Origin of the sequence: Kitasatospora sp. MAA4 (genome assembly GCF_029893355.1) — a bacterium.
Lineage (GTDB): Bacteria > Actinomycetota > Actinomycetes > Streptomycetales > Streptomycetaceae > Kitasatospora.
This window is the reverse complement of the sequence record NZ_JARZAI010000015.1, coordinates 124,877-145,972: the sequence shown is the minus strand read 5'-3', so window position 1 is coordinate 145,972 and position 21,096 is coordinate 124,877. Positions and strand designations below refer to the sequence as shown.

Sequence of the window (21,096 nt, the reverse complement as noted above, 5' to 3'; positions counted from 1 at the left end):
GCGCCGAAACTCGGCACGGCCCGGACAGTACGCGAGCACCAAGGGGTCACGGTATGACGCAGGCCGGCGAAGCATGGGCACCGACGGACGGCGCCGAGCAGCCCGTCCAGAGCCCGCCCGGCCGGTGGAGCTGGGGGCCCGACCGCCGGGGCCGCTCCACCTGGCGGCGCGGCCGGGTGCTGGCCGCGCTCGCCGTGCTGATCGCTGTGCTGCTGGCCTTCCACGCGCAGCTGCCGAACTCGGTCGGCAACCTCGGCAGCCTGCTGGAGACCTTCCTGCCGTGGTTCGGCCTCCTGGTCGTCCCGGTGCTGCTCGGGTTCGCGCTCTGGCGCCGCTCGGCGACCGCGCTGCTGGCGCTGCTGCTGCCGGCGGCCGTCTGGGTGAACCTGTTCGGCGGCCTGCTCAGTGACAAGAGCACCGGGAAGGGCGACTTCACGGTCCTCACCCACAACGTCGAGGCCGGCAACACCGACCCGGCCGGCACGGTGAAGCTGGTGACCGGCTCCGGGGCGCAGATCGTCGCGCTGGAGGAGCTGGCCGGCACCGCACTGCCGGTCTACGAGTCGGGCCTGGCCGCCGCGTACCCGTACCACGTGGTGGAGGGCACCGTCGGGCTCTGGTCGAAGTACCCGATCGCGGACACCCGGGTGGTGGACATCAAGATCGGCTGGACCAGGGCCTTCCGCACCCAGGTGACCACCCCGAAGGGGCCGGTCGCGGTGTACGTCGCGCACATGCCGTCCGTCCGGGTGAAGTTCGACGCGGGATTCACCGCGGACCAGCGCGACGTCAGCGCGCAGGCGCTGGGCGACGCCATCCAGGCCGAGGAGCTGAAGAAGGTACTGCTGCTCGGCGACATGAACGGGACCATGAACGACCGCAGCCTGGCCCCGCTCACCTCGCAACTGCGCTCGGCCCAGGGCACCGCGGGCGCCGGGTTCGGCTTCAGCTGGCCGTCCGCCTTCCCGATGGCGCGGATCGACCAGATCATGAGCCGCGGCCTGGCCCCCACCGACTCCTGGGTGCTGCCGGCCGACGGCAGCGACCACCGCGCGATCGCCGCCGACTACCGCTACTGACGCAGACCGACCGGCAAATGGTGGGCGGCGTCGCGGCGCCCGGACTCTCTCCCCCACCCTTCGGGCGGGAGGTGCCCCCTTGGACGGCTTCTCCTCAGTCGCCGATGCTCCGCATGGACTCCTTCGTCGGCACCGCCCAGACTCGGCCCGGACGCCGCTCCTTCACCCACCCACCATTTGCCGGTCGGTCTCAGCCGCGCCGCCAGCCGTTGGTGATCGGCAGCCGACGGTCGCGCCCGAAGCCCTTCGCGGAGATCTTCGGGCCCGGCGGGTACTGCCGGCGCTTGTACTCGGCGGTGTCCACCAGCCGCACCACCCGGTCCACCACGGCCGCCTCGAAGCCCAGCGCCACGATGGCGTCGCGGCCCTGGTCGCCCTCGATGTAGGCGTCCAGGATCGAGTCCAGCAGGTCGTAGTCGGGCAGCGAGTCGCTGTCCACCTGATCCGGCCTCAACTCGGCGCTGGGCGGCTTGAGGATGGTGTTCTCCGGGATCGGCGGGGTCTCGCCGCGCTCGGCCGCCGCCTCGTTGCGCCAGTTCGCGAGCCGGAAGATCAGCGACTTGTAGACGTCCTTGATCGGGCCGTAGGCGCCCACCGAGTCGCCGTAGAGGGTCGAGTAGCCGACCGCCAACTCGCTCTTGTTGCCCGGCGCGAGGACGAGGTGGCCCTCCTGGTTGGAGATCGCCATCAGCAGCGTGCCGCGCAGCCGGGACTGCAGGTTCTCCTCGGCCAGGCCGGTCAGCCCGAGCGCGCCCATGTAGGCGTCGAACATCGGGGTGATCGGGACGGTGCGGAAGTTCAGGCCGGTGCGGCGGGCCAACTCGGCGGCGTCGTCCCGGGAGTGCTGCGAGGAGTAGCGGCTGGGCATCGACACGCAGTGCACGTTCTCGGCGCCGACCGCGTCCACCGCGATGGCGGCGACCAGTGCCGAGTCGATGCCGCCGGAGAGGCCGATCAGCACCGACTTGAAGCCGTTCTTGCGTACGTACGCCCGGGTGCCGGAGACCAGCGCGGCGTAGATCTCCGCTTCGTCGTCGATCCGCGGCGCGATCTGCGCGCTTGCCCCGATCGGTGCCAACTCGTCCTGCTCGCCGCCGAGTTCGGTACGGACCAGGTGCAGGCCGTCGCTGAGCAGCAGCCCGTCGGTGTGGTCCGAGGTCGCAGCCGGCAGTTCCAGGTCCAGGACGACCAGGCTCTCCTCGAACTGCGGTGCGCGGGACAGTACTTGGCCGTCCGCGCCGACAACGAGCGAGTCGCCGTCGAAGACCAGCTCGTCCTGCGCGCCGACCATGTTCAGGTACGCGAGCGTGCAGCCCGCCTCGGCGGCCCGGCGCTGGACGAGCTCCAGGCGCTGGTCGTCCTTGTTGCGCTCGTAGGGCGAACCGTTGATCACCAGCAGCAGGCCGGCGCCGGCCTCCCGGGCGGCGGTGACCCGGCCGCCGTCCTGCCAGATGTCCTCGCAGATCGCCAGCGCGACGTCCACGCCGTGCAGGCGCAGCACCGAGAGCTGGTCGCCGGGGACGAAGTAGCGGTACTCGTCGAAGACGCCGTAGTTGGGCAGGTGGTGCTTGGCGAACCGGGTGGCCACCGTGCCGCGGTGCAGTACGGCCGCGCAGTTCTGCGGCGAGCCGGCCGGTCGGCCGAGCTTGGGGGACTCCCGTTCGGAGCGGCCGAGATAGCCGACCACGACGGGCAGCTCACCCAGGCCCTCGGCGGCCAGCCGGGCGGCCAGCTCAACCAGGGCGGCCCGGGAGGCCTCCACGAACGATCGGCGCAGCGCGAGGTCCTCGACCGGATACCCGGTCAGGGCCATCTCGGGGAACGCGACCAGTTGCGCACCGCGCTCGGCGGCGCGCCTGGTCCAGCGCACCACCTGCTCACTGTTGTGCGCGATGTCGCCGACGGAGGGGTCGAGCTGGCTCAGGGCGATGCGGAGACCGGGCATGTCGGCAGTCTAATCGTCGTTCTGACGCTATGGGGGGTCGGGGCGAGCGCGAACCACCTGTTCATCCGCCCTGGGTGCCCGCGGGCCCGTGCATCCGCGATGATGGGGCCAATAGTGCATACGTCCCAGTGGAGTGCGCTGGCATCGCCACAGGCGTAACACGAACGTAAAGAGCAGAGGTGAGACTGTCCCCATGGGCAAGCAGCAGGAGTTCGTGCTTCGTACGCTCGAAGAGCGTGACATCCGGTTCGTCCGGCTGTGGTTCACCGATGTGCTCGGCTTCCTCAAGTCGGTGGCGGTCGCCCCGGCCGAGTTGGAGCAGGCCTTCGAGGAGGGCATCGGCTTCGACGGCTCGGCGATCGAGGGATTCGCCCGGGTGTACGAGTCCGACATGATCGCCAAGCCGGACCCGACCACCTTCCAGATACTGCCCTGGCGCTCGGAGACGCCCGGCACTGCCCGGATGTTCTGCGACATCATGATGCCGGACGGTTCCCCCTCCTACGCCGACCCGCGCTTCGTCCTCAAGCGCACCTTGGAGAAGGCCTCCGCGCTCGGGTTCACCTTCTACACCCACCCCGAGATCGAGTTCTTCCTGCTCAAGAACCTCCCGCACGACGGCACCCCGCCCGAGCCCGCCGACCAGTCCGGCTACTTCGACCACACCCCGCGCGGGGTGGGCCACGACTTCCGGCGCCAGGCGATCACCATGCTGGAGTCGATGGGCATCTCCGTCGAGTTCTCGCACCACGAGGGCGCCCCCGGCCAGCAGGAGATCGACCTGCGCTACGCCGACGCGCTCTCCACCGCCGACAACATCATGACCTTCCGGCTGGTCATGAAGGAGGTCGCGCTGGAGCAGGGCGTGCACGCCAGCTTCATGCCGAAGCCGTTCTCCCAGCACCCCGGCTCGGGCATGCACACCCACCTCTCGCTCTTCGAGGGCGACCGCAACGCCTTCCACGAGACCGGCGCCGAGTACCAGCTCTCCAAGGTCGGCCGCTCCTTCATCGCCGGCCTGCTGCGGCACGCCGCCGAGACCGCCGCCGTCACCAACCAGTGGGTCAACTCGTACAAGAGGATCTGGGGCGGCTCGCAGCGCACGGCGGGCGCCGGCGGCGAGGCCCCCTCGTACATCTGCTGGGGCCACAACAACCGCTCCGCGCTGATCCGGGTCCCGATGTACAAGCCCGGCAAGCAGGGCTCCACCCGCATCGAGGTCCGCTCGCTGGACACCGGCTGCAACCCCTACCTCGCCTACGCCGTCACCCTCGCCGCCGGCCTCAAGGGCATCGAGGAGGGCTACGAGCTCCCCCCGGGCGCCGACGACGACGTCTGGGCCCTCTCCGACGCCGAGCGCCGCGCGATGGGCATCCAGCCCATGCCGCAGAACCTCGGCGAAGCGATCGACCTGATGCAGCGCAGCGAACTGGTCGCCGAAACCCTCGGCGAGCACGTGTTCGACTTCTTCCTGCGCAACAAGCGCCAGGAGTGGGAGGAGTACCGCTCCGAGGTCACCCCGTTCGAGCTCCGGAAGAACCTCCAGGTGCTCTGACGCGTCGTCCGTCCGACGGGCCCGCTCCCTGCCTGGGGAGCGGGCCCGTCCGCGTGTGGCGCCCGCCGCGCAGGAGGCGTTCGCAGGGCGCCTCCACCGCGTGGTGGAGAAGGGCGGCGGCGGCCAGGGTGAGGGCGGTCAGCAGCAGCCAGACGGCGGCGGTGGCCGGGCCGGGGGAGGGGCGGCCGAACCCGTGCAGCCAGAGTCGCAGCACGATCTCCTGCACCAGGTACCAGGCGTACGACCACTGCCCCAGGCGCAGCGCCCAGGGCCCCGGGCCAGGGCGGCCGGCCAGGTCGCGCTGGGCGACCGCCGTGATCAGCCCGGCGAAGAGCACGGCCGGGCCCAACTGCGCGGCCGAGTACGCGCCGTACCAGAGGTCGTCGCCGGCGGCCAGCGACCACGGGACCAGCAGCAGGTGCCAGCCGGCCAGCGCGGCCGCCCACCGGTGGGCCCGCAGCCTCGGCAGCCGGCCGCGCCGCAGCGCGAGCCCGGCCAGCATGCCGAGGACGAACTGCGGGGTGCGGGAGAGTGGCAGGTAGTCGAGCAGCCACCAGCGCAGGGCGGTGTCGTTCGTCAGCGAACCGGCGAGCCAGAGGGCCGGTCCGGCCGCCACGCAGAGCACGGCGAGCGGGAGCCAGCACCGGGGACGGCCGCGCAGCGCCGCCAGCAGGGCGGGCAGCAGCAGGTAGAACCAGGCCTCGTCGCCGAGCGACCAGGACGCCGGATTGCCGCCCTTGGCGAGACCCTGGACCCAGGGGTGCACCAGCAGCAGGGACCAGAGCGCCGCGGCGGTCGGCACGGCCGCGCCGATCGCCGCGTACGCCGCCGCCGACAGGGCGGTGGTCAGCGCGTGCAGCGGCCAGATCCGGGCGAGCCGGCGGCGGTAGAAGCGGGCTGCGCCCACCTTGGCGCCGTCGTAGGTCCAGGCGAGGACGAAGCCGGAGAGTACGAAGAAGAAGGTCACCCCGCTGCGGCCGTACCAGACCAGCGGCCCGAGCCAGGGCAGCGGGCCCACCTGGCGGGCGAGGTGGTAGAGCACCACCAGCAGGGCCGCCCAAAAGCGCAGTCCCGTCAGGGAGGGCAGCCGGGCGGGCGAGGAGGCGGACACCTGGGCCTAACGGTTCGACCGGTCGGTGAGTCACTCGCTCGGGCGGGGGAAGGAGGGTGGCGAACCATCTACGCTACAAAATGATCAGTTGCGAACGAGGAGGCGCCGGATGACGGCAGCGGGCAGCCGTACCAGCAGGCCGGAGGTCCGGCTGGTACGCCGCGGCTTCACGGACCCCGAGGCGGCCGTCCGGCGGCTCTCGGCCCCCGCCCTGACCGGGCTGGCCGACGATCCGGTGCTGCTCGACGCGCTCGGCGCCACCGCGGATCCCGACCTCGCCCTGCTGGGCCTGGCCCGGCTGCTGGAGGCGCTGGAGGACTCCGAGCGGCACACGCTGCGCGACACGCTCACCACCTCCAAGCCGCTGCGCGACCGGCTGCTGGGCGTGCTGGGCGCCTCCGCCGCGCTCGGCGACCACCTGGCGGGGCATCCGCGCGACTGGCACACCCTGGTCACCTTCGACGTCTTCGACATGCACCCCGGCACCGCGGAGTTCCACCACGAGCTGGCCGGGTGCGTGGCGGCCAGGCCGGACAACCCCGCCGACGCGCTGCGGGCCGGCTACCGGCGCTGCCTGCTGACCATCGCCGCCCGCGACCTGACCGCGACCACCGACCTGGCCAAGGCCGCCGCCGAGCTGGCCGACCTGGCCGCCGCCACGCTGCGCACCGCCCTGGCGATCGCCGCCGAGCAGGACCAGGAGGCGGCCGACGCCTGCCGGCTGGCGGTGATCGCGATGGGCAAGTGCGGCGGACGGGAGCTCAACTACGTCTCCGACGTGGACGTGATCTTCGTCGCGGAGGCCCGCGAGGGCGTCGAGGAGCACCGCGCGCTGCAGGCCGCCACCCGGCTGGCCGCCCGGATGATGCGGCTCTGCTCGGACACCACCGGGGAGGGCACGATCTGGCCGGTCGACGCCAACCTGCGCCCCGAGGGCCGCAACGGACCGCTGGTCCGCACGCTGGCCAGCCATCTGGCCTACTACCAGCGGTGGGCCAAGACCTGGGAGTTCCAGGCGCTGCTCAAGGCCCGCCCGGTCGCGGGGGACGAGGCGCTGGGCGCGGCGTACGTCGAGGCGCTGGCGCCGATGGTCTGGCAGGCGGCCGAGCGGGAGAACTTCGTGGCGGACGTGCAGCGGATGCGCCGCCGGGTGATCGAGGCGATCCCGGCCACCGAGCTGGACCGCCAGCTCAAGCTGGGCCCGGGGGGCCTGCGGGACGTGGAGTTCTCCGTCCAGCTGCTTCAGCTGGTGCACGGCCGCACCGATCCGGCGCTGCACAGCGCCAACACCCTGGAGGCGCTCGCCGCGCTCTCGGCCGGCGGGTACGTCGGGCGGGCCGACGCGGCCTCGCTGGACTCCGCGTACCGGTTCCTGCGCTCGTTGGAGCACCGGATCCAGCTGTACCGGCTGCGGCGCACCCACCTGATGCCCACCGACCCGGCCGACCTGCGGCGACTGGCCCGCTCGATGGCGTCGATGATCAACGACGACACCCGGGCCGACCCGGTGGCCGCGCTGGAACGGGAGTGGAAGCGGCACGCGCTGGAGGTCCGGCGCCTGCACGAGAAGCTCTTCTACCGCCCGCTGCTGGACGCGGTGGCCGGGCTCTCGGCGGGCGAGGCGCTGACCCCGGGGACGGCCGCGATGAGCCCGGCGGCGGCCAAGGCCCGGCTGGAGGCGCTCGGCTTCGCCGACCCGTCCGCGGCGCTGCGCCATCTGGGGGCGCTGGCCGCCGGGGTCAGCCGCAAGGCCGCCATCCAGCGGACGCTGCTGCCGGTGCTGCTCGCCTGGTTCGCCGACTCCGCCGACCCGGACGCCGGGCTGCTGGGCTTCCGCCAGGTCTCCGACGCGCTCGGCCGCACCCCCTGGTACCTGCGGCTGCTGCGCGACGAGAGCGCGGCCGCCGAGCAGCTGGCCCGGATTCTGTCGGCCGGGCGGCTGGCCCCCGACCTGCTGCTGCGGGCCCCCGAGGCGGTGGCGATGCTGGGCGACCCGCAGGGCCTGGAGCCGCGCGGCCGGGCGGCGCTGGAGCAGGAGATCCTGGCCGCGGTCGGCCGGGCGCCGGGGCCGGGTGCGGCGGTCGTGGCGGCCCGATCGGTGCGCCGCCGCGAGCTGTTCCGGACGGCGGCGGCCGACGTGCTGGGCCGGTTCGGCGAGGATCCGGGCGAGGCGCTGGAGGGCGCGGCCGGCGCGCTCACCGCGCTCAACGCGGCCACCCTGCAGGGGGCGCTGACCGCCTGCACGGCGGGTTGGGAGGCGGCGCACGGCGAACCGCTGCCGACCAGGATCGCGGTGATCGCGATGGGCCGGTTCGGCGGCCACGAGCTGGGCTACGGCTCGGACGCGGACGTCCTCTTCGTCCACGAACCGCTCCCGGACACCGAGCACGACGCGACCGCGGCCGCCCGGGCGGTCTGCAACGAGCTGCGCACCCTGCTCGCCGCGCCGTCCACCGAGCCGCCGCTGCTGGTCGACGCGGACCTGCGCCCCGAGGGCCGGCAGGGGCCGCTGGTGCGCACCCTGGGCTCGTACGCGGCGTACTACGCGCGCTGGTCGCACGTCTGGGAGAGCCAGGCGCTGCTGCGGGCCGAGCCGATCGCCGGCGACGCCGACCTCGGGCTGCGGTTCCGCGCGCTGATCGACCCGCTGCGCTACCCGGTGCAGGGCGTGCCGGAGCGGGACCTGCTGGAGATCCGCCGGATCAAGGCGCGGATCGAGAGCGAGCGGCTGCCGCGCGGCGCCGACCCGACCACGCACACCAAGATCGGGCGCGGCGGCCTGGCCGACGTCGAGTGGACGGTGCAGCTGCTCCAGCTCCAGCACGGGCACCACCTGCCCGGCCTGCGCACCACCCGGACCAGGCGGGCGCTGCTCGCGGCGCACGACGCCGGGCTGCTGGCGGTCGAGGACGCCGAGGTGCTGGATGCCGCCTGGGTGCTGGCCTCGCGGGTGCGCAGCGCGGTGATGCTGGTGCGCGGGCGCCCGGGCGACAGCTTCCCCGGCGAGGCGCGCGAACTGGCCGGAGTGGCCCGCTACCTCGGGTACGGGGAGGGGCACTCCGGCGAGCTGGTGGACGACTACCGGCGCACCACGCGGCGGGCGCGCAGCGTGGTGGAGCGGCTCTTCTACGGGTGAACGTGCCTAGCGGCTGCCGGCGCCGATCGGGCTCGGGCGCTGCTCGGGCACCGCGTGGGCGCTGTCCTGCCAGGCCGCCGGGATCTGCGGGAACTGGTAGGCCCAGCGGTGATAGAACAACCGCGTGCACAGGAAGCCGATGCCCAGGCAGAGCGCGCCGCCGACGGCGTCCATCCAGAAGTGGTTGGCGGTCGAGATGATCACCAGCAGGGTGGCCGTCGGATAGGCCAGGCCCAGGGCCCGGACCCAGGTCCGCTCGGCCAGGAAGAACATCGTCAGGCCGCACCAGAGCGACCAGCCGATGTGCATCGAGGGCATCGCCGCGAACTGGTTGGAGACGCTGGCGCCGGGGCCCGAGGCCAGCGAGCCCCAGGTGTGGTGGGCCTCGACGGTGCCGATGAAGTTGCCGTTGGTCATCAGCCGTGGCGGGGCCAGCGGGTAGAAGTAGAAGCCGACCAGGGCGATGCTGGTGGTGATGAAGAGCACCGTCCGGCTTGCCGCGTAGCGGCCGGGATGGCGGCGGTAGAGCCACACCAGGACGCCGATGGTCATGATGAAGTGCAGCGTCGCGTAGTAGTAGTTCATCCCGACGATCAGCCAGGTGACCGAGTTCATGCCGTGGTTGATCGAGCGCTCGACGGCGATGCCCAGGGTCTGCTCGACGTGCCAGACCCAGGAGGCGTGCTGCTGTGCGATCGCGGCCTGCTCGGGCACCGCGTTGCGCACCAGCGAGTACAGCCAGTAGCTGATGCCGATCAGCGCGAGCTCGAAGAGCAGCCGCGGGCGGACCGGGACGCGGCGCTGGGCGCCGATCCGGGTGCGCAGGGCGGTAGCGCCCCGCAGGCCGGTGCTCCCGGTGGCTCCGTCGGCCACCTCGTCCATCGGGCGAGGTGCTGCGACGGAACCGCCTGCGGAGGCCTTGGCCGCGCGCTCGGCGCCTGGCTCATGGTTCTCGGTCGGTTCCCCCATGGACGAGAAGTCTGCCAGACGTTCCGTGGCCGTCCGATCATCCTCTGGTCGTGGATTCGTCACCGGCTGTCCTCCCACAGTGCTAGATGGCTACCCCCGACCGGCGTGGGGGAGGCGGCACGAGGCGCGCGAGTACGGCGCGTCGGAGAGACACACATGCGTTCCATTGTTACTCGTTCGCAACGTGGGCTGCGAGGCGGGCCCCTCGGGGCCTGGGGGAACAGGGCTTGAAATCCTTTCAGCATCTTGCTGAAACATATTTCAAGCGCTAGCGTCCAGCCACTCGACGACGACGTCCCGCCCAAGGGAGCCCGCTGTGGCCGCTGTTCAGCTCCGCCCCGTCCGGACCATCAGACGAAGCCGACCACGCAGCGGGGTGCTGCTGGCCGTCGCGCTGACCGCCGCCTCGCTCGGCTCGGCGCCGCTGGCCATCGCCGCCGCGGCCCCGCCGCCGCCCTCGGACCGGCAGCTGGCCGCCACCGCGGACCGCCACGACCTGACCCGCGAGCAGTACTACTTCGTCCTGCCGGACCGCTTCGCCAACGGCGACCCCGGCAACGACACCGGCGGCATCACCGGCAGCCGGATGGACAACGGCCTCGACCCCACCGACAAGGGCTTCTACCACGGTGGCGATCTGCAAGGCGTGATCGACAAGCTCGACTACATCCAGAACCTCGGCACCACGGCGATCTGGATGGCCCCGATCTTCAAGAACAAGCCGGTCCAGGGCACCGGGGACGCGGCCTCGGCCGGCTACCACGGCTACTGGATCACCGACTTCACCCAGGTCGACCCGCACTTCGGCACCAACGCCCAGCTCAAGGAGCTGATAGCGAAGGCGCACGCCCGCGGCATCAAGGTCTTCTTCGACGTCATCACCAACCACACCGCCGACGTCATCTCCTATGCCCAGCCGGGCAGCGCCTACCGCTCCACCGGCGCCTACCCCACGCTCGACAAGGACGGCGCGCCGGTCGACGAGACCGCCGTCGCCAACGCCGACGCGGCCACCGGGAGCACCGCGTACCCGAAGCTGACCGCGAACTCGTTCCCCTACACCCCGGTCGTCACCGACCCGAAGGCCAAGACACCGGCCTGGCTGAACGACCCTTCGCTCTACCACAACCGCGGCGACTCGACCTTCGCCGGCGAGTCCGGCACCGAGGGCGACTTCTCCGGCCTGGACGACCTGGACACCCAGAACCCCAAGGTCGTCCAGGGCTTCGAGAAGATCTACCAGGACTGGGTCAAGCAGACCGGCGTCGACGGCTTCCGGATCGACACCGTCAAGAACGTCGACATGGCCTTCTGGCAGCAGTGGGCGCCGGCCCTGAAGGCGTACGCCACCAAGCAGGGCAACAAGAACTTCTTCATGTTCGGCGAGGTCTACGACGCCGACCCGGCGGTCACCTCGCCGTACGTGACCAAGGGCAAGTTGCAGGCCACCCTGGACTTCCCGTTCCAGGACGCGGCCCGCCGCTACGTCTCGCAGGGCGGCTCTGCCCAGGCGCTGGCCGCCCTCTACGCGCAGGACTACCGCTACACCACGGCCGACACCAACGCCTACGAGCTGCCGACCTTCACCGGCAACCACGACATGGGCCGGATCGGCAGCTTCCTGCAGGCCGACAACCCCGGCGCGGACCCGGCCATGCTGCTCGCCAAGGACCAGCTCTCCGACCAGCTGCAGTTCCTGACCCGCGGCCAGCCCGTCGTCTACTACGGCGACGAGCAGGGCTTCACCGGCCCGGGCGGCGACAAGGACGCGCGGCAGGACATGTTCGCCTCCAAGGTCGCCTCGTACAACAGCGACGCGGTGATCGGCGGCGTCCCGGGCTCGGCCGACCGCTACGGCCAGAGCGGCCCGCTCTACCAGGGCATCGCCGACCTCGCCGCGCTGCGCAGGGCGAACCCCGCGCTGGCCGACGGCGCGCAGATCGAGCGGTACGCCGCCGACGGCCCCGGCGTCTACGCGTTCTCCCGGATCGATGCGAAGCAGCAGGTGGAGTACCTGGTCGCGGTCAACAACGCGACCGAGCCGAAGACCGTCACGCTGGACACCTACTCGGCTGCGATGGGCTTCGACCAGCTGTATCCGAGTACCGGGCAGAAGCTGACCAGCGGCGCCGACCGCAAGGTCACGGTGACCGTCCCGGCGCTCTCCTCGGTGCTCTACAAGGCCGCGGGCAAGCTCGCCCCGGTGGCCGCCGCGCCCGCGATCACGCTGAACCCGCCCGCCGCCGGCTCCACCGGCACCGTCACGGTCGGCGCGAGCGTCGGCGGCGACGGCTTCCACCGGACCACCTTCGCCGCGCAGATCGGCGACGGCCCCTGGCAGACCCTCGGCGGCTCCGACACCGGCGCCGACAAGGTGACCCAGGACCTGAGCGCCGTCGCCCCCGGCACGGTGGTCCACTACAAGGCGGTCGTCCAGGACTCCAGCGGCCACCTGAGCTCCGCCACCGCGAGCTTCACCACCGGCACCCCCGCCCCGCAGCCCCCGCCGACCGCCACCGCGCGCCCGTACGCCGTCGTGCACTACCAGCGCAGGGACGGCAACTACGACGGCTGGAACCTCTACGCCTGGGGCGACATCGCCGACGGCGAGGGCACCAGCTGGCCCGCCGGGCACCCCTTCGTCGGGCGCGACGCGTACGGCGCCTTCGCCTACGTCAAGTTGAACAGCGCTGCCTCCGACGTCGGGTTCATCGTCGAGAACAACGGCACCAAGGACGGCTCGGCAGACCGGCACATCGACGTCGGCGCGACCGGCGAGGTCTGGCTCAAGGACGGTGATCCGACCGTCTACACCAGCGATCCGGGACCGGTCTCCACGGTGCCCGCCGGCATGGCGGTGATCCACTACCACCGGGCCGACGGCGCGTACGACGGTTGGGGCCTGCACGACTGGACCGGCGCCGCCACCCCGACCGACTGGACCCACCCGCTGCAACCGGCCCGCAAGGACGCCTTCGGGGACGTCTTCGAGGTCCCGCTCGCGGCCGGCGCGACCAGCCTCAGCTATATCCTGCACAACGGCGACACCAAGGACCAGAGCGCCGACCAGTCGCTCGACCTGGCCACCTTCGGCCACGAGGTCTGGGTGATCGGCGGCCAACCGGGCTACCTGCTGCCGCAGGTGGCGACCAACAGCGCGCAGCTCGACCTGGGCACGGCCAAGGCGCAGTGGATCGACGCCAACACCGTGGTGGTGCCGCCCGGTTACGGCGCGGGCGACGGCGCGCTGAACGGCGGCACCAGCGCCCAGCTCGTCTACGACCCGGCGGGCGGGATCACCGTCGACAAGGGGGTGCTGAGCAAGCAGGGCTACTGGCTGCGGCTCAACCCGGTGGCGGGCGGCCTGACCGACGCGCAGAAGAAGAAGTACCCGAACCTCGCGGGCTACCGCGCCTTCGCCGTCGACCCTCGGGACACCGCGCGGGTGGGCAAGGCGCTGCGCAGCCAGCTGGCCTTCACCGAACACCTCCCCAACGGCGCCGTGCTGGCCGCCACCGGCGTGCAGATCCCGGGCGTGCTGGACGCGCTGTACGCGGGCGGCGCGTCGAAGGCGGCGCTCGGGCCGGTCTACAGCGGCGGCGCGAGCTGGTGGCCCTGGGACCGCAAGGTCACCCTGTCGCTCTGGGCGCCGACCGCCGCCGACGTCTCCGTCCAGCTCTTCGACGGCCCCACCGGCGGCACGCCGCGGACCGTCCCGATGCACCGCGACGACGCCACCGGAGTCTGGTCGCTGACCGGTGACCGGTGGCAACTGGACGGCAGGTACTACCAGTACCAGGTCAAGGTCTGGGCGCCGAGCGTCCAGCAGGAGGTCGTCAACCTGGTGACCGACCCCTACTCGGTCGCGCTCTCCACCGACTCGCAGCGCAGCCTGGTCGCCGATCTGGCCTCCGCCCCGGCCAAACCGGCGGGCTGGGACGGCAGTAGCAGTCCGCAGCCGATCCCGGCGGTCAAGCAGCAGATCCAGGAGCTGCACGTGCGCGACTTCTCGGCGGCGGACACCACCGTGCCGGCCGCCGAGCGCGGCACCTATCTGGCCTTCACCCAGTCGCAGTCGGCCGGCATGCAGCACCTGCGCGACCTCGCCAAGGCCGGCGTCACCACCGTCCACCTGCTGCCCACCTTCGACAACTCCTCTATCCCGCCTGCCTCCGAGCAGAAGCTGCCCGCCTGCGACCTGGCGGCGCTGGCCGCGAACAGCGACAAGCAACAGGCCTGCATAGCCGCCGTGCAGGCCGACGACGCGTACAACTGGGGCTACGACCCGGTGCACTACACGGTGCCCGAGGGCGCCTACTCCACCGACCCGACCGGCCTCGGACGCACCGTGCAGTTCCGGCAGATGGTGCAGGCGATGCACCAGGTCGGGCTGCGGGTGGTGCTGGACGTGGTCTACAACCACACGGCCGCCGCCGGGCAGGACCCGCACTCGGTGCTCGACCGGATCGTCCCCGGCTACTACCAGCGCCTCAGCGACACCGGCGCCGTCACCACCGACAGCTGCTGCGCGGACACCGCGCCGGAGCACGCGATGATGGACAAGCTGGTCGTCGACTCGGTGGTCACCTGGGCCAGGCAGTACAAGGTGGACGGCTTCCGCTTCGACCTGATGGGCCTGGACCCGAAGTCGACCATGCTCGATGTGCAGTCCGCGCTGCGGAAGTTGACGCCGCAGCACGACGGCGTGGACGGATCCTCGCTCTTCCTCTACGGCGAGGGCTGGAACTTCGGCGTCGTGGCGAACAACGCGCGCTTCGAGCAGGCCACCCAGCAGAACATGGCCGGCACCGGCATCGCCACCTTCGACGACCGGGTCCGCGACGCCGGGCGCGGTGGCAACTTCATGCTCTCCTCGGCGCAGCAACAGGGCTTCGCCTCGGGCCTGTTCACCGACCCCAACGGGTCGGCCGCGAACGGGACGCCGGACCAGCAGAAGGCCGCGCTGCTGCACCAGATGGACCAGATCAAGGTGGGACTGACCGGCGACCTGGCGGGCTACGCCTTCACCGACAGCTCCGGAAAGCCCGTCACCGGCGCGGGAGTCGACTACGGCGGCTCACCCACCGGGTACGCGGCCGAGCCGGGCGACGCCGTCAGTTACGTCGACGCGCACGACAACACCGACCTGTTCGACGCGCTGGCGTACAAGCTGCCGACCAGCACCTCGCCGGCCGACCGGGCCCGGATGCAGGCGCTCGGGCTCTCGCTGACCGCGCTCACCGAGGGGCCCGGCTTCGCCCAGGCCGGCAGCGACCTGCTGCGGTCCAAGTCGCTGGACAGCAACTCCTTCAACTCGGGCGACTGGTTCAACGCGATCCACTGGCAGTGCGCCGACGGCAACGGCTGGGGGCACGGCCTGCCGATGGCGGCCGACAACCAGTCGATGTGGCCGACGGCCGGCGCGCTGCTGGCCGACCCGCGGCTGACGGTCGGCTGCCCGCAGATCACCGGCGCGAGCGCGCAGTACCAGGCGTTCCTGGCGATCAAGCAGTCCTCGCCGCTCTTCGCGCTCTCCACGGCGGCCCAGGTGCAGCAGCGCCTCTCCTACCCGCTCTCCGGCACGCCCGGTGAGACCCCCGGAGTGATCACCATGCACCTGGACGGCACCGGTCTGGCGGGAGCGGAGAAGGGCATCACCGTCGTCTTCAACGCCACCCCGACGGCGCAGACGCAGACGGTGGCCGGGTTGCAGGGCAGCACGCAGGCGCTGCACCCGGCACAGGCGGACGGCGCCGACCCGGTGGTCAAGCAGTCCGTCTTCGACCCGGCGAGCGGCACGTTCACCGTGCCCGCGCGCACGGTGGCGGTGTTCGTCCAGCACTGACCCGCCACGCTGCCTCCCCCCGCCGCCGGCGGGGGGAGGCTCGCGCTGCTCCCACACTGGTTTCGCGGTGGTCTCACGCGGCCGGACCGTTGCCCAAACCGTTGCCTTCGGAAGTCTTGACGCGATCTTGAGGTCGCTCTAGGTTCAGCGCTGAAAGTTTCCTGCAAGTTTCAGCAAGCTTTCAGTGATGTGTTACCCGCCGTATCCGGCTGCCCCACCTCAGCCACCCCCCAGGAGACAACGTGGTCACCTCAGTTCCGACGCGCTCTGGCCGCTCCGGCCGCCGGGGTCGCAGAGTCGTCAGCGCACTCACCGCCTCGACCGCCCTCGCGTTCTCGCTGGTGTCCGGCGTCGCCGCCGCGCCGGCTGCGCAGGCCGCCCCGCCCGGGGCCAAGGATGTCACGGCCACCCTGTTCGAGTGGAAGTTCGACTCGGTCGCCCAGGCCTGCACCGACACGCTCGGCCCGAAGGGCTACGGCTACGTCGAGGTCTCGCCGGCCGAGGAGCACATCCAGGGCAGCCAGTGGTGGACCTCCTACCAGCCCGTCAGCTACCAGATAGCCGGCCGGCTCGGCGACCGGGCCTCGTTCCAGAACATGGTCAACACCTGCCACGCGGCCGGCGTGAAGGTGATTGCCGACGCGGTGATCAACCACATGACGGCCGGCTCGGGCACCGGCACCGGCGGCACGGTCTACAGCAAGTACAACTACCCCGGCCTGTACCAGGACCAGGACTTCCACACCTGCCGCCAGCCGATCACCAACTACCAGGACCGCACCAACGTCCAGGACTGCGAGCTGGTCAACCTGGCGGACCTGGACACCGGCAGCGCCTACGTCCAGCAGACCATCGCCAACTACCTGAACGACCTGTCGAGCATGGGCGTGGACGGCTTCCGGATCGATGCGGCCAAGCACATCGCCGCCTCCGAGCTGGCCGCCATCAAGGCGAAGACGTCCAGCCCGAACGCCTTCTGGGTGCAGGAGGTCATCTACGGTGCGGGCGAGCCGATCCAGCCGTCCGAGTACACCGGCAACGGCGACGTGGACGAGTTCCGGGTCGGTACCGACCTGAAGCGGATGTTCACCAGCGACAAGCTCGCCAACCTGAGCAGCTGGGGCGCCTCCTGGGGCTACCTGCCGAGCAGCCAGGCCCGGTCCTTCGTCGACAACTGGGACACCGAGCGCAACGGCTCCACGCTCAACTACACCTACGGCAACACCTACACGCTGGCCAACGTCTTCCTGCTGGCCGAGAACTACGGTTCGCCGAACATCTACTCGGGCTACTCGTTCACCAACACCGACGACGGCCCGCCCAACGGCGGCACCGTCAACGCCTGCTACCAGGACGGCTGGAACTGCACGCACGCCTGGCGGCAGGTCGCCAACATGGTGGGCTTCCACAACGCGGTGGCGGGCACGGCGGTGACCAACTGGTGGTCCAACGGCAACAACGCGATCGCCTTCGGCCGCGGCAACAAGGGATTTGTTGCTCTCAACCACGAGAGCGGCCCGGTCACCCAGACCTTCCAGACCTCGCTGCCGGCCGGCAGCTACTGCGACGTCGAGCACGGTGACCCGGCCTCCGGCGGCTGCACCGGCCCGAGTTACACGGTCGCCTCCAATGGCACCTTCACCGCCACGGTCGGCGCGGGCGACGCGATCGCGCTCTACGTCGGTGCGCCGGGCGGGGGTTCGGGTGGCGGTTCGATCAGCAGCGGGGCCTCCTTCGCGGTGAACGCGACCACCGTGCCGGGCCAGAACATCTACGTGGTGGGCGACAACGCGGCGCTCGGCGCCTGGAACACCGGGCAGGCGCTGCTGCTCTCCTCCGCGGCCTACCCGGTCTGGAAGCTGGACGTCCCGCTCGCCGCCGGAACGTCCTTCCAGTACAAGTACATTCGCAAGGACGCGAGCGGCGCGGTGACCTGGGAGTCCGGGGCCAACCGCACCGCCACCGTCCCGGCGAGCGGCGAGGTGGCGCTGAACGACACCTGGCAGTCCTGAAGTCTGACGTCTCGTCAAGACTGCGATGCCCCACCACGGTTGCCGTGGTGGGGCATCGGCGTCTCAGCCGCGTCCGACGTAGGGCATCGTGGTGGCCAGCACGGTGACGGACTGGATGTTCGCCTCCAGCGGGAGCTGGGCCATGTGCAGGACCGTGCGGGCGACGTCGGCGACGTCCATGGTCGGCTCGGCGGCGATCCGCCCGTCGGCCTGCCGTACGCCCGTGCTCATCGCGGCGGTCATGTCGGTGGCGGCGTTGCCGATGTCGATCTGGCCGCAGGCGATCCGGTAGGGGCGGCCGTCCAGCGAGAGCGACTTGGTGAGGCCGCTGACGGCGTGCTTGGTCGCGGTGTAGGCGATGCTCTGCGGGCGCGGCACGTGGGCGGAGATCGAGCCGTTGTTGATGATCCGGCCGCCCTGCGGGTGCTGGCCCTTCATCTGCCGGAAAGCGGCCTGCGCGCAGAGGAAGGCGCCGGTGAGGTTGAGGTCGACCACCGCCCGCCAGTCCTGGTAGCTCAGATCCTCCAGCGGGACGGGCGCGCCGAAGGTGCCGGCGTTGTTGAACAGCAGGTCGATCCGCCCGTAGCGCTCGGCGACCTCGGCGAACAGGGCGTCCACCGCGGCCGGGTCGGTGACGTCGGTCGGGATCACCGCGGCGGGGGAGCCGGTCAGCTCGGCCGTCTCGTGCAGCGGCTCGGCGCGCCGCCCCGCCAGCGCCAGCTGCCAGCCGGCGGCCGCGAGTTCGAGCGCCACGGCGCGGCCCACGCCGGTGCCGGCTCCGGTGACGACGGCGATCTGCTGTGGCATGGGCTGCTCCCTGTGCTGGGGTGACCTCCCGATGATCGCCGACGGTGGTGTCCACGTCATTGGTAGGAGCGGCCAAAGAGTGGGGGTGCGCGGGTCGGGGGACTGGAGAGTGGCACGGAATGAATGATTTAATTTCCGAAACTAACTAGCTGACGGCGTTAGAGTGCGGGGGAGGAGGCAGCCATCGTGGACGTCCGGAACGACCAGCCCCAGGGCCTGGTCACCCCAGGTCAGCGCGCCGAGTACATGCGGCAGGGCAACGCCTCCGCCGTACTGCGCGCGGTACTCGCCTACGGCCCGGTCTCGCGCGCCGAGATCGCCCGGCACACCGGCCTCTCGGCGCCGAGTGTCACCAAGCTCACCAGCACCCTGATCGAGGTCGGGCTGCTCGGCCAGCTCGCCCCCGTCGAGCCCACCCAGGGGCGCCCCCGGGTGCCGCTGCGGGTCGACCCGGACCGCACCGCCGCGCTCGGGCTGCACATCGGCGTGCTGCGCACCACCTTCGGCCTGGTCGGGCTGGACGGCCGGGTGCTCGCCGAACGCGAGCTCGCGCACGCCGAGCTGGCCGACACCTCCCCGCGGGCCGTCGCCGACCAGGCGGTCCGCGGGGTCCGGAGCCTGCTGGACGACCGGCTCGGCGACCGCCGGCTGGTCGGCACCGGCGTCAGCATCGGCGGCTGGGTGGACGGCGTGCGCGGCCGGGTGGTCGAGCACGGCCCGCTGGGCTGGCAGGACGTCCCGCTGCTCGACCTGCTCGCCGGGCGGCTGCCGGGACCGGTGGTGCTGGAGCAGACCGTCCGGGCCATCGCGCGGGCCGAACTCTGGTTCGGCGCCGGGCGCGAGGTCGACGACTTCGTCCTGATCTCCATCGGCAACGTGCAGGGCGCGGCGATCGTGGTGGACCGGACGGTGCACCGCGGTCCGGGCGCGGCGGCCGGCGGCATCGAGCACCTGCGGGTGACCGACGACCCCGAGGTCCGCTGTCCGCGCTGCGGCGCCGGCTGCCTGAGCGCCGCCGCGGGCGACATCGCGCTGACGGCCCAGGCCCGCGCGGCCGGACTGCTCGGCCCGGCGCAGGGCACGCCGGCCGGCGAGGGCGGCGCGGCGGGCTCCGGCCTGGACCTCGAACGGCTGGTGGCCGCCGCGCGCCCGGCCGGCTCGGGCACCGGCGACGTCCGCGCGCAGGAGCTGCTGCGCCGCCGCGCCCGCCGGGCCGGCCGGGCCGTCGCCACCGTCGTGGACCTGCTCAACCCGAGCCGGATCGTGCTGGCCGGCGGCATCCTGGTCGCCCCGGAGTACCTGGACGACCTGCGGGCCGAGGTCGCCCTGCGCAGCCACCGCGGGCCCGCGGTGGCCGAGGACATCGTGCCCGCGGCCTTCGGCGCACGCACCCTGGTCCGTTCCTCCGCGGTGCCCGCGCTGGAACGGGTCATCACCGAACCCTTCGCTGCCCTGGGGATGTTGTGACCACTGCGAGCCACGCCCAGCAGGTCGAGCTGTACCGCTGCTCGGTCAGCCTGCGCACCGACTGGCTGCTGCTGCGGCTGACCGACTCCGACGGGGTGACCGGCTGGGGTGAGTGCTCGGACGCCGGGCCGGTCGCCGCGGTGCTCCGGCAGCTCGACGGCTGGGCCGAACACCCCCTGGACGGCGGCGCGTTCACCCGGACCACGCTGCTCGGCGGCTTCCAGCAGGCGCGCGCCGACCAGGCCGCCCGGCGGGCCGGGCTGCCGCTCTGGCAGTGGCTCGGCGGCACCTGCACGACGTCGGCGCCCTCGGTCGAGCTGTACGCCACCCTCAACCGCGCACCGGGCGGCCGGGCCCCGGCCGCGCTGGCGGCGACCGCCGAGGCGGCCGTCCGCTCCGGGTTCCGGATGGTCAAGCTGTCCCCCTTCGACAGTCCCGGCGGCGACCGGCTCGCCCATCTGGGGCTGGCCCGGGTGCGCGCGGTGCGCGAGGCGGTCGGGGCCGGTGCCGAGCTGCTGGTGGACTGCCGCGAACGCCTCCCGCTGAGTCAACTCACTCGCCTGCTCCACGCGTTCGCCGAGCTGCGGATCGGCTGGCTGCAGGGCGGTGTCGGCATCGACCGTCCGGAGGAGCTCGCCGAGCTGCGGGCGCGCACCGATATCCCGCTGGCTGGTGGGGAGTTTGCCGCCACCGTGGAGGAACTCAAGGCTGTGGCAGGGCTGTTGGACGTGGTGACGCCGGATGTCAGGCATGCCGGAGGGCCGGCGGCGGTGCTGGCGCTGGCCGCTGCCGGCTCCGCCCGGGTCTCGCTGCACAATCCGGCCGGACCGATCGCCACCCTGCACAGCGCGCAGCTGGCCGTGCAGTTGCCCGCCGAGCCGCTGGAGTACGCCTTCGGGGAGGTGCCCTGGCGCGGTGATCTGCTCGGTGGCGCCGAGCAGATCAGCGGCGGGCGGCTGACCCTGCCCAGTGGGCCGGGTCTGGGCGCGGAGCCCGACCTGCGCCACCCCTCGGTGACCCCGCTCTGGCGCGGGACCGTCGACCTCGCCGGCCTCACGAGCTGATTGTCGGATCGGGTCCGGGTCGAGTTCGGATCGGTTTCCCAGCACATTCCGGCCCTTTCCGACAGACGTCCGAATTCCCGGGAATCCCCGCCGAACGACCCCCGCC

11 protein-coding genes are annotated in these 21,096 nt (G+C 72.0%); 7 read left to right on the top strand and 4 right to left on the bottom strand.

Annotation, left to right across the window (positions count from 1 at the left end; all coding sequences use genetic code 11):
* Nucleotides 1-53 precede the first annotated feature (53 nt).
* Entirely contained in the window at nt 54-1,079 is a 1,026-nt protein-coding gene (locus P3T37_RS21250) for an endonuclease/exonuclease/phosphatase family protein (protein WP_280725328.1), read from the top strand.
* Between the two features lie 190 nt (nt 1,080-1,269).
* Here the strand turns inward: P3T37_RS21250 and P3T37_RS21245 are convergent, their stop codons facing one another.
* Nucleotides 1,270-3,024, bottom strand: a complete 1,755-nt coding sequence (locus tag P3T37_RS21245; protein ID WP_280725327.1) for an NAD+ synthase — start codon at nt 3,022-3,024, stop codon at nt 1,270-1,272.
* A gap of 193 nt (nt 3,025-3,217) precedes the next feature.
* On the opposite strand from P3T37_RS21245, the gene glnA reads away from it, so the two are divergent.
* Nucleotides 3,218-4,579 carry a type I glutamate--ammonia ligase gene (gene glnA, locus P3T37_RS21240; RefSeq protein ID WP_035805776.1) on the top strand — a complete coding sequence of 454 codons (1,362 nt, stop codon included), beginning with the start codon at nt 3,218-3,220 and terminating at the stop codon, nt 4,577-4,579.
* Here the strand turns inward: glnA and P3T37_RS21235 are convergent.
* Nucleotides 4,539-5,690 carry an acyltransferase gene (locus P3T37_RS21235; RefSeq protein ID WP_280725326.1) on the bottom strand — a complete coding sequence of 384 codons (1,152 nt, stop codon included), beginning with the start codon at nt 5,688-5,690 and terminating at the stop codon, nt 4,539-4,541. The two genes, glnA and P3T37_RS21235, sit on opposite strands and share 41 nt — an antisense overlap.
* Nucleotides 5,691-5,799: 109 nt before the next feature.
* On the opposite strand from P3T37_RS21235, the gene P3T37_RS21230 reads away from it, so the two are divergent.
* Nucleotides 5,800-8,826 carry a bifunctional [glutamine synthetase] adenylyltransferase/[glutamine synthetase]-adenylyl-L-tyrosine phosphorylase gene (locus P3T37_RS21230; protein ID WP_280725325.1) on the top strand — a complete coding sequence of 1,009 codons (3,027 nt, stop codon included), beginning with the start codon at nt 5,800-5,802 and terminating at the stop codon, nt 8,824-8,826.
* A 6-nt stretch (nt 8,827-8,832) separates the two neighbouring features.
* Here the strand turns inward: P3T37_RS21230 and P3T37_RS21225 are convergent, their stop codons facing one another.
* Nucleotides 8,833-9,795, bottom strand: a complete 963-nt coding sequence (locus tag P3T37_RS21225; RefSeq protein WP_280725324.1) for a phosphatase PAP2 family protein — start codon at nt 9,793-9,795, stop codon at nt 8,833-8,835.
* 316 nt (nt 9,796-10,111) lie between these two features.
* On the opposite strand from P3T37_RS21225, the gene pulA reads away from it, so the two are divergent.
* Entirely contained in the window at nt 10,112-15,640 is a 5,529-nt protein-coding gene (pulA, locus tag P3T37_RS21220; protein ID WP_280725323.1) for a pullulanase-type alpha-1,6-glucosidase, read from the top strand.
* Between the two features lie 341 nt (nt 15,641-15,981).
* Nucleotides 15,982-17,652 carry a carbohydrate-binding module family 20 domain-containing protein gene (locus tag P3T37_RS21215; RefSeq protein ID WP_280725401.1) on the top strand — a complete coding sequence of 557 codons (1,671 nt, stop codon included), beginning with the start codon at nt 15,982-15,984 and terminating at the stop codon, nt 17,650-17,652.
* 63 nt (nt 17,653-17,715) lie between these two features.
* On the opposite strand, the gene P3T37_RS21210 is transcribed toward P3T37_RS21215, so the two are convergent.
* A complete protein-coding gene (locus tag P3T37_RS21210; RefSeq protein ID WP_280725322.1) occupies nt 17,716-18,459 on the bottom strand; it encodes an SDR family oxidoreductase in 744 nt (247 codons plus the stop codon).
* A gap of 186 nt (nt 18,460-18,645) precedes the next feature.
* Here P3T37_RS21210 and P3T37_RS21205 point away from each other — a divergent pair, with 186 nt between their 5' ends.
* Both P3T37_RS21205 and P3T37_RS21200 read left to right on the top strand, forming a co-directional pair.
* Nucleotides 18,646-19,926 (top strand): ROK family transcriptional regulator, encoded by a 1,281-nt coding sequence (locus P3T37_RS21205; RefSeq protein WP_280725321.1) that lies wholly within the window; start codon nt 18,646-18,648, stop codon nt 19,924-19,926.
* Nucleotides 19,923-20,990 carry an enolase C-terminal domain-like protein gene (locus P3T37_RS21200; protein ID WP_280725320.1) on the top strand — a complete coding sequence of 356 codons (1,068 nt, stop codon included), beginning with the start codon at nt 19,923-19,925 and terminating at the stop codon, nt 20,988-20,990. Before P3T37_RS21205 ends, P3T37_RS21200 begins: the two co-directional genes overlap by 4 nt.
* The last annotated feature ends 106 nt before the right edge of the window (nt 20,991-21,096 follow it).